This window comes from Peribacillus sp. FSL E2-0218 (assembly GCF_037992945.1).
Classification (GTDB): Bacteria; Bacillota; Bacilli; order Bacillales; family DSM-1321; genus Peribacillus; species Peribacillus simplex_B.
Window position 1 is genome coordinate 2,320,812 of record NZ_CP150304.1, and the last position, 14,919, is coordinate 2,335,730.

Below are 14,919 nucleotides of genomic sequence, written 5' to 3' on the forward strand. Positions count from 1 at the left end.
GGGATTTTTATGAAAAAGCTAACAGCATCATTCGTTCTACTGCTGGTGATCATGACTGTTTTGGCTGGATGCAATAAAGGGGATAGCCCAGCATCCAGCAACGGCAATAAAGGGAAAGGAGGCAACGTCGTGAACATTGGGTTCAGTGGTCCATTAAGCGGGGCCGCTGCGTTATATGGGAAGCGGACTCTGAATGGTGTTGAAATGGCCGTTAAAGAAATTAACGATGCAGGCGGATTTGAAGTGAAGGGTAAAAAATACACACTGAACCTAGTATCGCTCGATGATAAATACTTACCGAATGAAACAGGGGCGAATGCGAAACGATTGGTTCAGGAGTATGATACACCGATCATCTTCACGCCGCACAGCGGAGGGGTGCTGGCACTGCAGGTCTTTAATGAACAAGAAAAATTCATCATTGGCGCTTATACGAGTGAACCGTCGGTAACCGAAAGCGGTAATTCTTTGACCGTTCGGATACCTCCCAATTACGAAGGCTATATCGAACCTTTTTCATCCTATGCAATGGAACACTTCGGCAAGAAAATAGCCGCTTTGCCGACATCTTCGCAATATGGCAAAGACTGGACCGAAGCGATACTTCCATATTGGGAAAAGCAAGGGGGAAAGGTCGTATATAACGCTTCGATCGATTTCGCCAAAGAGACCGATTTCTTTACGATCGTTACGAACGCACTGAAGAAAGATCCTGATGTGCTGTTTATCGGCGGTGCGTCCGAGCCTACCGCAAAAGTGGCGAAGCAAGCTAGGGAGCTAGGGTTTAAAGGCGGTTTCATCATCATGGACCAGGCAAAGCTTGATCAAATGAAACCGATTGCCGGTTCATACGAAACATTGGAAGGCTCGATCGGCGTTTTGCCGCTGATAGATTCTGGTGAAGAGGCAGTGCCTGCCTTCGTAAAGAACTATCAAAAGCAATATAAGGAAGATCCAAGCTCGGAAGTAGGCTTGAATTATATCGCCATGCATGCGTTTGTCGAAGCGATGAAAGCAGCAGGCAGTGTGGATGATGCTCAGGCCATCCGTAAGCATATGCAAGATGGTCTTACAAATTTAGCTCCGGAACAAAAAATCTATGACATCCCTTCCATTGATGAACACGGCGGATTTGCATCGACCATTGTCGTAGGTGCCGTGGAAGACGGAAAAGTCGTGCCCATTCGATAAGGATATCCATTTAATTTGATGGAACTTTTCAAAAGCGTGTGCTTGGCTCCTCTGATTGTTGTCAGGGGGGCAGGCACACGTTTTTTTGTTTTCTAATAGAAGGGAGGGAGCAATCGGATCCGGATAAGAGATAGATTAGCAGAGAAATGAATGTGCATGGAAAAAAACGAGGTTTGCCGCACGGGGAAAACTGTTTATTAAGAATTCACATTATTTCGCGAGTATTCAAAAAAATATTGTCACCGGGTCATGAAAACGTTATCATTGAATATAATATAAAATATAATTTCAGGATTATCTACAAAAAGTTGAAATTATATTTAAATCAACTAGTAATGGGAGGATCTAATTTGTCTATGGAAGAGCATTTGCATTCATTAACGACTGAAATGCGGAATGAAGGGACGATGAACATCGATCGCATGGATACGATGGATATCATTTCAGCAATCAATAAGGAAGATCTAAAAGTGGCTGTTGCCGTGCAGGAGGTGTTACCGGAGATTGAAACAGCGGTCGATTGGGCTTGCGAATCTTTAAAGAAAGGGGGAAGGCTCATATACATAGGAGCCGGAACGAGCGGAAGGCTCGGTGTCCTCGATGCTGTTGAATGTCCGCCGACATTCAGCACATCTCCTGAAACGGTTGTAGGAATAATCGCGGGGGGAAACAAGGCATACGTTCATGCCATTGAAGGAGCGGAGGATAAAGAAGAGTTTGGCGAACGGGATTTAATCAAAGCAGCCCTTACAGCGGATGATACGGTGATCGGCATTGCCGCAAGCGGGCGTACCCCCTATGTGAGGGGGGCCTTGGATTACGCCAAAAGAATGGGCGCCAAAGCGGTTGCTCTATCAAGCAATAAAAACGCGAGCATAACAGGAGCTGCAGATTTGGGAATTGAGGTGGTCGTAGGTCCAGAGGTTTTAACGGGGTCCACGAGAATGAAAGCGGCAACCGCCCATAAAATGGTGCTCAATATGATCTCAACGGCAACCATGATCCGGATGGGAAAAGTGTACGAAAATCTGATGGTGGATGTACATGTAAGCAATCAAAAACTGAAGGAGCGTGCCATCCGCATCATTGAAACGGTGACGGATGCAGACTATGATCACGCCATGGAAATGCTCGAAAAGGCAAATAATCAAGTTAAACCAGCGATTGTCATGATCAAAACGTCAAGTGATTATGTTCAGGCAATGGAGTTACTAGAAAAAGCTGATGGAGATGTCAGAAAGGCCATCTCGAACGGCGAAATATAAGGAGAGAAGCGAACAATGGCTACTGGAGGATTAGCGATCATACAGACGATGCTGAACAAGCTTCCGCAATCAGAACAAAAACTGGCAGAATACATTCTTCAGAATCCTCATGAAGTGGTGAACAGCACGGTACAGGAATTGAGCACTTCCGCCAATTCAAGTGGAGCTGCCGTTATCAGATTGTGTAAATCGCTTGGTATAAAGGGATTTCAAGATTTGAAAATACGGATTGCCGGAGATTTGATGAAGAACGTTGAGCAAGGATACCGGGATATCGAGCCCTCTGAATCGCTGTATCGAATTGTCGAGAAAACGACGAGCAATTCGATTCAAACCATTCGGGACACATCTGAAATCATCGATCACGACAATCTCAAACAAGCAATTGCCTTAATGCTAAATGCTAAAACCGTCCACTTTTGCGGTGTCGGTGCCTCCAATATCGTTGCTGCCGACGCTCAGCAAAAATTGCTCCGCATCAATAAAGGGGCAACCGCTTTTACAGACATGCATTTAGTTGCAACACTAATCGCCAATGCGGAGGAAAGTGACGTGGTTTTTGCCATCTCATTCTCCGGGGAGACGCCTGAAGTGATCAATATACTGAAGCTTGCAAAAGAACGGGGAGTGAAGACGGTCGGGCTGACTCATTTTGGTCAAACGACAGTTTCTTCGTTATGCGATGCCTCACTCTATACATCGTTTTCGAATGAAGCGCCATTTAGAAGTGCTGCAACATCCTCACGATTGGCACAACTGTATTTGATTGACATTTTATTTTTAGGGATGGCTTCGGAGCAATATGAAGCGACCGTCCAATATATCGATAAGACTAGAGCTGCCATCAAATCGATGACGGATGGTTATAAATGAAAATCTCATAGTTTATACAAAGGGGGGACTTCGGTATGACCAAGAAAGATAGGTATGCCAGTTTAGCAGAAGAATTAATGGAGAAATTGGGCGGACGGGGCAATGTTGCCACAGCTGAACATTGCATGACCAGATTACGGGTGCTGCCAATCGATCGTTCCAAAGTGAACATGGTGGACATAAAGGATACGGAAGGCGTTCTTGGCGTCATTGAAGAGGAGACGATCCAAATTGTGCTCGGCCCAGGTGTGGTGAACAAGGTTCATGCCGAGTTTGAAAAACTTCTTGCGTCGTCTGCAGGGGATTTAAACTTGAAAGAAATGGCTTCAAAGAACAAATCAGAGATTAATAGGAAAAACGCAAAACCGCTTAAGCTATTTTTACGCAGAATCGCAAGCATCTTCATTCCGCTAATTCCTGCATTGGTCGCGTCAGGTTTAATTACAGGAATTACGAAAGCGACCGTCCAAGCGGGCTGGCTGTCGGCAGAATCCCAACTGGCGATCACATTGACCGTCATCGGATCGGGGTTATTTGCATATTTGGGGATTTTGGTCGGGACGAATGCGGCAAAGGAATACGGAGGATCCCCTGCACTTGGTGCAGTCGCGGGAATATTGGTCATCAATCCCGCAGTCGGCGATATTTCATTATTCGGTGAAAACCTGCTCCCGGGCCGTGGTGGTTTGATCGGCGTCCTTTTTGCTGCCATTTTCATTGCGCTAGTGGAAAAACAGGTCAGGAAATTCATTCCTCAATCTCTCGATATCATATTGACGCCAACCATTGCCCTGTTGATCACAGGCATTGTCACGTACGTCGTTTTTATGCCGGTCGGAGGATTTTTATCGGATGCCATTACCTCCGGATTACTGAATCTCTTGGATTTGGGCGGTGTCGTGGCTGGTTTCGTGCTGGGTGCTGCATTCCTGCCGCTTGTCATAACTGGTTTACATCAAGGGTTGACACCTGTTCATCTTGAATTGATTAATTCGATTGGAGATGATCCTCTGCTCCCTATTTTAGCCATGGGCGGTGCAGGTCAAGTGGGGGCGGCATTTGCCATCTACATGAAAACGAAAAAAGCCAGCCTTAAAAGAGCAATTGGCGGAGGACTTCCTTCAGGGCTGCTAGGTATCGGCGAGCCCCTTATATTCGGGGTGACACTTCCACTTGGCAGGCCTTTCTTGACCGCCTGTTTAGGAGCAGGGGTGGGCGGGGCATTTCAAGCACATTTCGGGATTGCGACGTCGGCGATAGGCGTATCGGGACTGCCGCTTACGTTTTTAGTGCATGCAAACCAGATTCTCCTGTTCTTGGCTGGATTGTTCCTTTCCTATGCAGCTGGGTTCATTTTCACCTATTTATTCGGATTCAAAGATGAAATGGCGGTTGAATTCAAGTGATAGGGATTTCCTTTTATCTGCAAGATCCGGATGCGTCAAACCAAATCATCCGGGCTGCCAACCTAGGGGTGGGGCGAGCGTTTACCTCGCTTCATATTCCTGAAGAAAAAGGTGAGCTTGTCGGGAGGATGTGCGAGCTATTGAAGTTAGCACAAACTCTCGGGGTGGACATTCATGCAGATGTATCTTTAAAGACGCTTGATCATTTGGGAATTGCTGAATTTACGGATTTAGCGCCATTGGGTGTGAAAGGAATTCGCCTTGATGATGGTTTCGACATGGACACGATAACCGCTTTATCCAAGGTGTTTTCCCTTTCATTGAATGCTAGCACGCTGAATGAAGAGGAATTGCTGGCCATACTTGAAAGCGGGATAAAACCACAAAGTCTTATTGCATGGCATAATTTTTATCCAAGACCTGAAACGGGCCTTGTGGAAGCATTCTTTCATGAACAAAATCGAATGTTCAAAAAACATGGGTTACCGATCTATGCATTCATCCCTGGTTCAGGAAGTAAGCGGAGCCCATTGCATGCTGGACTCCCGACACTTGAAAAACACAGGTTCATGAATCCTTACGCTGCCGGCGTCGACCTGCTCTCCCATGTAGATGCCGTGTTTGTTGGCGATCAAGGAACGGAGGGGAATTTGCTTCAGAATCTATCTAGCTATGAAAGTCTGAATATTTTATCTGTAAGAATGGAATCCGAACGCTTGCCAAGCGGAAGCTATAAATTGAGGCCGGATGTATCTCGAGATGTATTCAGGCTGCAAAATACCCGCGTGACTGCGTCTGTTGAGCCGAATCATACGGTAGGACGCAGTCTTGGAGCCATTACGATGGATAATGATGAATATGGACGATATCGGGGAGAAATTCAAATTTGCAAACGGGATTTGCAGGCTGATCACCGGGTCAATGTAATAGGGAGAGTCGTGGAAGAGGACCTCCCCTTGCTGGCCTTTCTAAAACCTTGTCATTCCTTAGTATTGGTAAATGAAGGACGAAAATAGTTCCAGAGAACAATGAACCTTGGGAAATTTTTGTTTTGGGGGCATGTTAAAGATAGGCGGCTGAGGGGATACCGGAAGCTGCCTACTTTCTTTTCAGGATCTTTATAAGATCTGAAAAAGATAAAGGGGGAAGCCTTGATGATCATTCGGAAAACGTTCACTGCTGGATTCGCCATTCTCTTGATTATTTCCCTTCTCGGAGGGCATGGCGCTGCTAAGGAATCAGTGAAAGGGAAGCCCGTAATGAACATAGATGAAATGATAGCGAGCATGTCGCTCGATGAAAAAATCGGTCAAATGCTCATGCCGGACTTTCGCAATTGGCAGAAACAAGGGGAAGGGAAAGCCACTGGGTTTATTGAAATGAACTCCGAGGTTGCAAGCATCATTGAAAAATACCATTTAGGTGGTGTAATCTTGTTTGCCGAAAATGTTGTCGACACCGAACAAACGGTTCGGCTCACGGATGGCCTGCAAAAGGCAAGCCCGGACCTTCCATTGTTCATCACGATCGATCAAGAGGGCGGAATCGTAACCAGGCTTCAGACGGGAACGAATCTTCCTGGGAACATGGCCCTTGGTGCAGCAAGGAAGGAGAATTATGCTTATCAGACCGGAGCAATCATTGGATCGGAACTGTTGTCTCTTGGCATAAATGTGAATTTCGGCCCCTCGGTCGATGTTAATAATAATCCAAGTAATCCGGTGATTGGCGTCCGTTCCTTCAGTTCGGACCCGTCACTCGTATCGAAGCTTGGCATCCAGACAATAAAAGGATTGCAAAGGCAGAACATGATAGCAACGACTAAACATTTCCCTGGTCATGGGGATACCGCTGTGGATAGCCATTATGGCCTCCCCCTTGTTGCTCATGATAAAGAGCGGTTGCGTACCATCGAGCTGGTCCCTTTTCAAAAAGCCATCGATGCTGGCGTGGATATGATGATGACGGCTCATGTTCAGTTTCCTGCGTTCGATGATACGATGTATACCAGTAAAAAAGATGGACAAAAAATCATGGTTCCCGCTACGCTTTCCGATAAGGTCATTACAGGTCTTCTTCGTGAAGAGATGGGATATGACGGCGTAGTGGTGACGGATGCCCTGAATATGTTGGCCATTGCAGACAATTTCGGCCAGGAGGAGGCCGTGGTGCTAGCCATTAAGTCAGGTGTCGATATTGCTTTGATGCCGGCACAGGTGAATTCGCTCGACATGGAGAAAAATTTAACCTCCGTTTTCAATGCGGTGAAGTCAGCCGTGGAAAACGGGGAAATCCCTTTGGAACAAGTGAATAACTCAGTAGCTCGAATACTTGAGCTGAAAGTGAAAAGGGGGATACTGGATAAAAGTGCTCCAGCTCCCCCGCTTGATAAAAAAATCAAAAGAGCACTACAAGTGGTTGGAAGTGTTGGACATTTGAAAAAGGAAAGGAAAATGGCGGAGGATGCTACGACCCTATTGAAAAATGAAGAAAGAACCCTCCCCTTCAAACCAAGGAAAAATGATAAGGTTTTAGTTCTTGCTCCCTTTGATGATCAAGTTGAATCCTTGACAAGAAGCATCCGCGAATTGGCTGATAAAAAGAAGATGAAGAGAGTGCAGGTGACAAGCATGAGCTATTCGGGAAAGACATTTACGGATGAAGCGGTCCGACTCATCAATGAAGCGGATTATGTCATAATTGGTTCCTATATTGTCAAAAACGATCCGGTTGTCAAGGATGGAGCGATCGATGACAGCATTCAAGATGCAAAAAGGTGGGCAACGGCTTTCCCAAGAGCAGTGATGAATGATGCAAACAAAAAAGGTAAGGAATTGGTTGTGATGAGTTTGAGGAACCCTTACGATGTCGCTAACTTCGAAGAAGCGAAAGCGGTGCTTGCCGTTTACGGTTATAAAGGGTACTCCAACGGGAGATATAGGCAGCCTAATATTCCGGCAGGCATTTCGGCAATTTTTGGAGCCTCAAAGCCTCGGGGCACATTGCCGGTCGATATACCATCAGTGATCCATCCAACTGAAAAGCTTTATGAATTTGGATATGGATTAGACATGAATTCTGGCAAACCACTAAAAATGAAGGGGGTTGCAAATTGAAAAAGACGATGATCATATTGGCCGTTTTCTTGTTGGCATTTTGCCTCTCTTCCTCAAAAAGTGTTACCGCTGTAAAGGAGGAGAAAAAACAAAAGGTCAGTCCTGGGATTGAAGTTCTTTTAAAAGAAGAAAAGAAGCTTTTAAAAGGAAAGAAGGTGGGATTGATAACGAATCCAACAGGCATTGATTCTCATTTAACCAGTGTCGTCGATTTGCTTCATGACGATCCGGAGATACAATTGACTACCTTATTTGGTCCCGAGCATGGAGTTCGCGGAGATGCGCAAGCAGGCGCAAGTGTGGACTTTTATGAAGATGAAAAAACGGGATTGCCCGTTTATAGCTTATATGGAAAAACGAAAAAGCCAACTTCTGAAATGTTAAAAGATGTTGAGGTGTTAGTATTTGATATCCAGGATGTAGGAACGCGCTATTACACCTATATTTATACGATGGCTTATGCGATGGAAGCGGCGAAAGAGAACGATATCCCTTTTATCGTGCTGGATCGCCCGAACCCGCAAGGCGGTGAGGCTGTAGAGGGACCCGTGCTTGAGCAGGAATTTTCATCGTTCGTGGGAATGTACCCGATTCCACTCAAGCATGGCATGACAGTCGGCGAACTTGCCACGTTATTCAATAAGGAATTCAAAATTGGCGCCAATCTCCAGGTCATCAAGATGAAAGGCTGGAAGCGGGACATGGATTATGACGCGACAGGGCTTCCATTTGTCCTGCCATCACCAAACATGCCCACAGTATCGACTGCATTCGTATATCCAGCTACAGGATTGATTGAGGGAACGAATATCTCGGAAGGCAGGGGAACGACCAAACCATTCGAATTGATTGGTGCTCCTTATATAAACGGAGATGTCCTTGCCGGGAAATTGAATGCTTTGCGCTTACCTGGCGTTCAATTCAGGGGAGCTTCATTTACACCGATGTTTTCCAAGCATGCAGGTCAGCTTAGCCATGGAGTGGAAATCTATGTAACCGATCGAAAGAAATTCAAGGCAGTACCAACAGGACTCCATCTCATCAAGACCATTCATGATCTATATCCGGATGACTTTGAGTTCCTGCAAGCCAACAATTTTAATTTATTAATCGGAAATGGCTGGGTAAAGGGGAAAATTGACGAAGGCTCGTCTGTAAATGAAATCATGAATGAGTATCAGGATGATTTAGATGCATTTAAAAAGGTTCGTAAAAATTACTTGCTTTATCGATAACAGAAAATCTCGTATAAACTTATCTCAAGCTGCAGGTAAACTCTTTAGTATTAAGGAGTTTACCTGCAGTTTTTTTATGGTGTTATACCTTGACCGTTACATTCGAATTAAGATAGAACCCTGATTGCCCGCAGCTCGAAGGATGTGCTTGTGATATTTCAATCTCCAGCAAGGGGTTTCTTTCGGCGGCGGTACCGGAGCCTCGCACTTTTACCATGCGTGAACCCATCATTCTGAAGGCTTTATTCGTTTCATGCATGAAGTTTAAATGGCTATTGCATTAGTCTGGAGGAACATTAATTCATTAAATCAAGTTCTAAAATGGAAGGAACGGTTGTCTAATAGAATATGGGGTTTACCCTAAATCGATAGTTGTCAGGAGGAGAGTCGATGAAACAATACCTTCAAAAAATTGGTCGGTCCTTGATGCTTCCGGTAGCCGTCTTGCCAGCAGCAGCGATTTTGATGGGGATAGGCTATTGGATTGACCCGGCAGGATGGGGGACGGGAAGTCCGTTAGCGGCTTTTCTGATCAAGGCCGGTTCCTCGGTCATATCTAATATGTCGATCTTATTTGCTGTCGGAATTGCCTTGGGGATGTCGAAGGAAAAGGATGGTTCAGCCGCTTTGAGCGGGCTTGTAGCCTTTCTGGTCGTAACGACATTGCTTTCACCGGAGTCGGTAGCGATGCTGCAGGGTCTCGATGCAAATGAAGTGAATCCCGCTTTTGGGAACATCGATAATCAATTCATCGGAATTCTCTCTGGGCTTGTGGCTGCATCCATGTTCAACCGTTTTAGTAAGGTCGAGCTCCCGGATGCCTTCGCTTTCTTCAGTGGCAAACGGCTGGTGCCCATCGTCACGGCGGTTGCGATGCTGCTCGTTTCGCTTATCTTATTTTTCGTGTGGCCGCTTATCTACTCGTGGTTAGTTGCGTTCGGGGAGGGAATCAGTGAATTAGGCGCGGCTGGTGCAGGGCTCTACGGCTTCTTCAACCGGTTGTTGATTCCAACAGGACTGCATCATGCGTTAAACTCCGTATTTTGGTTTGATGTGATCGGACTTAACGATATCGGCAATTTCTGGGCGGGGACAGGGACAAAGGGGACGACAGGCATGTACCAAGCCGGCTTCTTTCCCGTCATGATGTTCGGCTTGCCCGCAGCGGCGCTTGCGATGTACCATTCGGCTAAATCCAAGAAAAAGAAACAAGTGGCTTCATTAATGCTTGCCGCAGGATTCGCATCGTTTTTTACTGGAGTTACAGAACCATTGGAATTTGCCTTCATGTTCGTTGCGCCTGCACTATTTGTGGTGCACGCCTTATTAACCGGAATTTCATTGGCGATTGCCGCAACGTTCCACTGGACAGCAGGATTTGGATTTAGCGCAGGATTTATTGATTTCGTTTTAAGCTCAAGATTGCCACTGGCAAATGAACCTTATATGCTGCTCCTTCAAGGCCTTGTTTTTGCTGTCATCTACTATTTCTTATTTCGCTTTTTAATCGCCAAGTTCAATTTAATGACCCCTGGCAGAGAAGATGACCGAGATGAACGGGATGGAGAAGAAGAGGCCCAAGCGGACAGTGGGGCGATCGAGCACAACGAGAATGAAAGGAAATTTTTCAGGATCGCTTCAGCTATTTACGAGGGACTGGGTGGGGAGGCCAATGTAGTTTCTGTCGATAACTGCGTTACCCGGCTACGAGTTGAAGTGGAGGATATGGAAGCGGTTGATCAAAGCAAAATCAAATCGACTGGCATTGCCGGAATCAATGTTGTCGGTCCCCAAAGCATACAAGTCATTGTTGGGCCTCAGGTACAATTCATAGCTGAAGAAATCGAAAAGATCCGAAAGAGATAGCCCATGGAGTTGCCTGATGAAATTGCATGGATGAAGCTGGCGGTTTTTGGATGGCGCTAGGGTGGTTATTCTACGATAAGAATGAAGTGTACACAGATTTTCTGATCGTAGAGGTTTTATGAGGAATATATGGGGAAGAGGCTATTTTCAATCGTGAGGAAACCTGATTTGGGCTTTTTAGAGATTAGAATAAAAAGAATAAATGTTCTATAATAGAGTAAGGGTCTGAAAAAAAGGAATTGCATGTGAGGGAGGAGAATTAGTAAGGAAGGGGTTTTATCATTATGATAACCTGATGTATAGAACCGTTTCCATTCATTTGCCTCGTATAGCATTCTGTTTTAACTCTAGTAGCCTACATAAAATGTAAACTCGATTCCGCCATAGCTTTGGATTTTAAGATTGTCAGTATAAGGGAGGTACCGACCTTGTATCAACCAAAAACAAAAGAAACAGATTCCAGTGTCATTGAGTTCATCGAGAATGTCGATAATCCGAAAAAGCGTGAAGACGCATACGAACTATTAAATGTTTTTATGGAAACGACAGGGTTTGAAGCCAAGATGTGGGGACCGAGCATCATAGGATTCGGAAGCTATCATTACAAATATGAATCCGGTCACGAAGGAGATGCCCCCCTTGTCGGCTTTTCACCTCGAAAAGCAAAGATCAGTTTATACTTTTCCCTGGAAGAGAACCAAAGGGAGGAACTGTTGCGTTCATTTGGAAAGCACACCGCTGGAAAAGGCTGTGTGTACATCAATAAAGTAGCAGATATCGAGCTTGATGTATTGAAAGAATTCATAAATCAGTCTGTAAAGTTTTTGAGAGAAACATATCCGAATGAAGAAGTGAAATAATTCCGGGTCTGGTGTAACTCTTTTTAAGGATAAAGAAAGTGAGTGGATAGGTAATGGGAAAAATTAAAGTGGGAATCGTTGGGTATGGATTGTCAGGTGCAACATTTCACGCACCTTTATTAAGTGTTTTAGAGCAATTTCATATAGCGAAAGTGGTCAGCTCCCAAAAGGAAAAGGTCCGACAAGACTTGAAGGATGTGGAAGTGGTCGGCAGCTTGGAGGACATTCTCGAAGATGAATCGATCGATTTGATGGTTATCACGACACCGAGCGGATTGCATTATGAAATGGCCAAACAAAGCTTATTAGCGAGAAAGCATGTCATCTTGGAGAAACCGATGGTAGTGAAAACTTGGGAGGCAGCGGACCTCATCAAGATTGCCGAGGAAGAACATCTGCTTTTAAGTGTCTACCATAACCGGAGATGGGATAATGATTTCTTGACGGTCAAAAAATTATTGGATGATGGCGTGCTTGGTGATATCAATACATACCAGGTTCATTATGATCGATTCAGGCCGGCTGTCAGGGATAGATGGAGGGAGAAACCAGGCCCCGGATCAGGAACGCTTTATGATTTAGGCTCACATCTCATAGATCAAGCCCTGCATTTGTTCGGATTGCCACAATTCGTTTCTGCAGATGTATTTGCCCAAAAGGAGGATGCGGAAACGGATGATTATTTTCATGTCCTATTAGGATATGAAAAGCTGAGGGTCATCCTGCATTCTGGCTCGATCGTTCCGGTCAACGGACCGAGGTTTCAGGTACATGGCAATAAAGGGTCATTCATCAAATATGGTATTGATGGCCAGGAGCAGGCCTTAAGCGAGGGCAAAAAACCGCTGGATAGCTCCTGGGGTGCCGATGTCCCTGAAAACTATGGCCAACTGGTTACTATCGAAGGCGAAAACGTGAAACATGAAACGATCCAAACCATACATGGCTCTTATTTAAACTTTTACAAGGAAATTGCCGACAGTATCCTGATCGGGAAAAAAGCTCCCGTCACGGCTCAAGAGGGACTGGCGGTTATTCGAATCATTGATGCGGCCTTTGAAAGCAGTAAAAGCAAGAAAGTCGTATATATTAATTGAGACATTTCGGCCTCAACTTGATAAACCGAGGCAAAAGAAGCGGATGATAGCTGTCCGTGTTTTCTTTCAATTTAGGAGATGCGGCCACTTTTTCCGGCTTCACATGCCAAAAATACCCCGAATGCAAATTCGGGGTATTAGGCATGGATATTTTCTTCAAATCTACGATAATGCCTTCGCATGATGAGAGCGTTTGTTCCAAGCCATGGTGATCAATAAAGTAATGATCAAGAGGAAAAGTCCCAACATGAACGGATAGGTAATATGGATATCATACATTAATCCGGCAAGAGTGGGTCCAAGGACATTTCCAATGCTCATATACGCATTATTCATTCCCATCGCAAAGCCCTGCTCGTTTCCAGCCATTTTCGAAATCAATGTATTGAGTACAGGACGCAAGATGGATGTGGATAGGAAGATGATAAGTGAGATTAAAAAGAAAGTCAGGTAACTTGAAGCGAAAAGGGATAGAAGGAAACCGATGGCCGCTACACTGATAAAAATGTTCAGCACATTGACTTCCCCGAAACGGCGAACAATCCGGTCGACGACAAATAGCTGGACGATTACACTGACGATACCGGTCGCTGTAACCATGACGGCGATATCCTTTGGACTGGAATCGAATTGATTGTCAAGATAAAGACCAATTACGGATTCGTATGCCATTAAACCAAAACTCATTACAAGTGTAATGATAAGAGGAATGAAATAGGGCATTTTTACAGATAAGGCAATCTTGCGAACCATTGAGTCATTGCTCTCCGGAGCAGAGGCAATCTGTGCCGTTTCACTTTCTTTTAAAACGAAAATCGAAAATACCACGGCTGAAAGTGATACAAGGGCAGAAATTAAAAAGGGAAACTTCAAGCCAAAGTCCGCTAAAAACCCTCCGATTCCTGGACCGATGACAATGCCCAGGGACATGGCTGCAGAAACTAAGCTATTGCCCTTTGCGCGTTGATCGAATGTGGTGATGTCCGCCACATAAGCGAAAATTGCGGGAATAAGCAAGGCTGCTCCGATCCCGCCGATGACACGGGAAGCATATAATAACCAAATCGAATTGACGGCGAAAAAAATGAACATCGATAATGTCAATCCAACCAGTCCGTATATGATCATTTTCCTGCGGCCGTATAGGTCGGTCCATTTTCCGGCAATTGGGGAAAAAATAAGCTGTGCCCCCGCGAAAATGGCAATCATAAGACCAGCGGCGGTTCCCCCTTGATCAATGGAAGCGAGGTACGCTGGTAAAATAGGAATGATGATGCCGAAACTTCCTATTGCTATAAACATATTGATCATAAGGATTATGATCTTTTTTCTTTGTTCTGCTGACATGGACAGCCTCTCTCTCTCTTTAAAATCAGTAACCATTTTAATTCGCATGGTTAATTTTTCGATACGTTAATTATGTTATAGTTTAAGATAGATAGTTGTCAATAAGAAAGGATTGTCAAACATGAATCCAAGTGAATTGTATGATTTGCATATAGAAATCAAGGAGTTAAGCAGACTCTCCCAGGAATTGATCGAACCGTCATTGGTGAAATACGATTTAACATCCGTCCAGTATCGCGCATTGCAGCTAATTGTCTTAAATGAATCCTTGGCTGTAAAATACATATCGAATCATTTAAACATCAAGCCTGCAGCCGGGACGGCGCTGATTGACAGGCTTGAACGGAAGAATTTGATTGAAAGATGCCACAGTGAGGATGATCGGCGAGTCGTTTACATCCAAGCCACCGAAATCGGGAAAGAAACCTATCATTCCATAAACCGGTGTTTCACCAAAATTTTTAACGACTTTTATGGCGTTTTGAATGAAGAGGAAACGGTGAGGCTAAAACAAATTGTCGGAAAGCTGACCGACCATGTGTCATCTTGTATAGAGGAACAGTAAAGATCTTCCAATAAAGACAGCAGTGCTATGAAAAGTGGGTGCTGCTTTACAAGGTTAATAATCTGAATATTGAATGTATTTAAATTGAAATTCCTTAC

At 44.8% G+C, this 14,919-nt stretch carries 12 protein-coding genes; 11 read left to right on the forward strand and 1 reads right to left on the reverse strand.

Annotated features, from left to right (window positions below):
* Window positions 1–9: 9 nt before the first annotated feature.
* The 10 genes from MHI53_RS11250 to MHI53_RS11295 all read left to right on the forward strand — a co-directional run bounded on the left by MHI53_RS11250 (window position 10) and on the right by MHI53_RS11295 (window position 12,909).
* On the forward strand, window positions 10–1,191 hold the full coding sequence (locus MHI53_RS11250) for an ABC transporter substrate-binding protein (RefSeq protein ID WP_340373505.1): 1,182 nt from the start codon (window positions 10–12) through the stop codon (window positions 1,189–1,191).
* A 356-nt stretch (window positions 1,192–1,547) separates the two neighbouring features.
* Window positions 1,548–2,456 carry an N-acetylmuramic acid 6-phosphate etherase gene (murQ, locus tag MHI53_RS11255; RefSeq protein ID WP_340373677.1) on the forward strand — a complete coding sequence of 303 codons (909 nt, stop codon included), beginning with the start codon at window positions 1,548–1,550 and terminating at the stop codon, window positions 2,454–2,456.
* Window positions 2,457–2,471: 15 nt separating this feature from the next.
* Complete coding sequence (locus MHI53_RS11260) at window positions 2,472–3,329, forward strand: MurR/RpiR family transcriptional regulator (protein WP_061141498.1); 858 nt, start codon at window positions 2,472–2,474, stop codon at window positions 3,327–3,329.
* 35 nt (window positions 3,330–3,364) lie between these two features.
* Window positions 3,365–4,735 (forward strand): PTS transporter subunit EIIC, encoded by a 1,371-nt coding sequence (locus MHI53_RS11265; protein WP_340373506.1) that lies wholly within the window; start codon window positions 3,365–3,367, stop codon window positions 4,733–4,735.
* On the forward strand, window positions 4,732–5,751 hold the full coding sequence (locus MHI53_RS11270) for a MupG family TIM beta-alpha barrel fold protein (protein ID WP_340373507.1): 1,020 nt from the start codon (window positions 4,732–4,734) through the stop codon (window positions 5,749–5,751). The genes MHI53_RS11265 and MHI53_RS11270 overlap by 4 nt, the downstream gene beginning before the upstream one ends.
* Before the next feature lie 138 nt (window positions 5,752–5,889).
* Window positions 5,890–7,851: a glycoside hydrolase family 3 protein gene (locus MHI53_RS11275; protein WP_340373508.1), complete on the forward strand. Its 1,962-nt coding sequence runs from the start codon at window positions 5,890–5,892 to the stop codon at window positions 7,849–7,851.
* Window positions 7,848–9,086 (forward strand): DUF1343 domain-containing protein, encoded by a 1,239-nt coding sequence (locus tag MHI53_RS11280; protein ID WP_340373509.1) that lies wholly within the window; start codon window positions 7,848–7,850, stop codon window positions 9,084–9,086. Before MHI53_RS11275 ends, MHI53_RS11280 begins: the two co-directional genes overlap by 4 nt.
* Window positions 9,087–9,476: 390 nt before the next feature.
* The gene (nagE, locus tag MHI53_RS11285; RefSeq protein ID WP_340373510.1) at window positions 9,477–10,952 is read left to right on the forward strand and encodes an N-acetylglucosamine-specific PTS transporter subunit IIBC; all 1,476 of its coding nucleotides are present in this window, start codon (window positions 9,477–9,479) and stop codon (window positions 10,950–10,952) included.
* Between the two features lie 428 nt (window positions 10,953–11,380).
* Entirely contained in the window at window positions 11,381–11,812 is a 432-nt protein-coding gene (locus MHI53_RS11290) for a DUF1801 domain-containing protein (protein ID WP_061141493.1), read from the forward strand.
* Window positions 11,813–11,865: 53 nt separating this feature from the next.
* The gene (locus MHI53_RS11295; RefSeq protein ID WP_340373511.1) at window positions 11,866–12,909 is read left to right on the forward strand and encodes an oxidoreductase; all 1,044 of its coding nucleotides are present in this window, start codon (window positions 11,866–11,868) and stop codon (window positions 12,907–12,909) included.
* Between the two features lie 162 nt (window positions 12,910–13,071).
* Here MHI53_RS11295 and MHI53_RS11300 read toward each other — a convergent pair whose 3' ends face one another.
* Window positions 13,072–14,292, reverse strand: coding sequence for an MFS transporter (locus MHI53_RS11300; RefSeq protein WP_340373512.1), 1,221 nt, complete (start codon window positions 14,290–14,292; stop codon window positions 13,072–13,074).
* Window positions 14,293–14,377: 85 nt separating this feature from the next.
* Here MHI53_RS11300 and MHI53_RS11305 point away from each other — a divergent pair, with 85 nt between their 5' ends.
* Entirely contained in the window at window positions 14,378–14,821 is a 444-nt protein-coding gene (locus tag MHI53_RS11305) for a MarR family transcriptional regulator (RefSeq protein WP_061141490.1), read from the forward strand.
* The last annotated feature ends 98 nt before the right edge of the window (window positions 14,822–14,919 follow it).

What these genes read in the sequence shown, in the direction of transcription:
- nagE (WP_340373510.1), top strand. Translation starts at nt 9,477, where the DNA reads ATGAAACAATACCTTCAAAAAATTGGTCGGTCCTTGATGCTTCCGGTA.
- MHI53_RS11260 (WP_061141498.1), top strand. Translation starts at nt 2,472, where the DNA reads ATGGCTACTGGAGGATTAGCGATCATACAGACGATGCTGAACAAGCTT.
- murQ (WP_340373677.1), top strand. Translation starts at nt 1,548, where the DNA reads ATGGAAGAGCATTTGCATTCATTAACGACTGAAATGCGGAATGAAGGG.
- MHI53_RS11300 (WP_340373512.1), bottom strand. Translation starts at nt 14,292, where the DNA reads ATGGTTACTGATTTTAAAGAGAGAGAGAGGCTGTCCATGTCAGCAGAA.
- MHI53_RS11305 (WP_061141490.1), top strand. Translation starts at nt 14,378, where the DNA reads ATGAATCCAAGTGAATTGTATGATTTGCATATAGAAATCAAGGAGTTA.
- MHI53_RS11250 (WP_340373505.1), top strand. Translation starts at nt 10, where the DNA reads ATGAAAAAGCTAACAGCATCATTCGTTCTACTGCTGGTGATCATGACT.
- MHI53_RS11265 (WP_340373506.1), top strand. Translation starts at nt 3,365, where the DNA reads ATGACCAAGAAAGATAGGTATGCCAGTTTAGCAGAAGAATTAATGGAG.
- MHI53_RS11275 (WP_340373508.1), top strand. Translation starts at nt 5,890, where the DNA reads ATGATCATTCGGAAAACGTTCACTGCTGGATTCGCCATTCTCTTGATT.
- MHI53_RS11295 (WP_340373511.1), top strand. Translation starts at nt 11,866, where the DNA reads ATGGGAAAAATTAAAGTGGGAATCGTTGGGTATGGATTGTCAGGTGCA.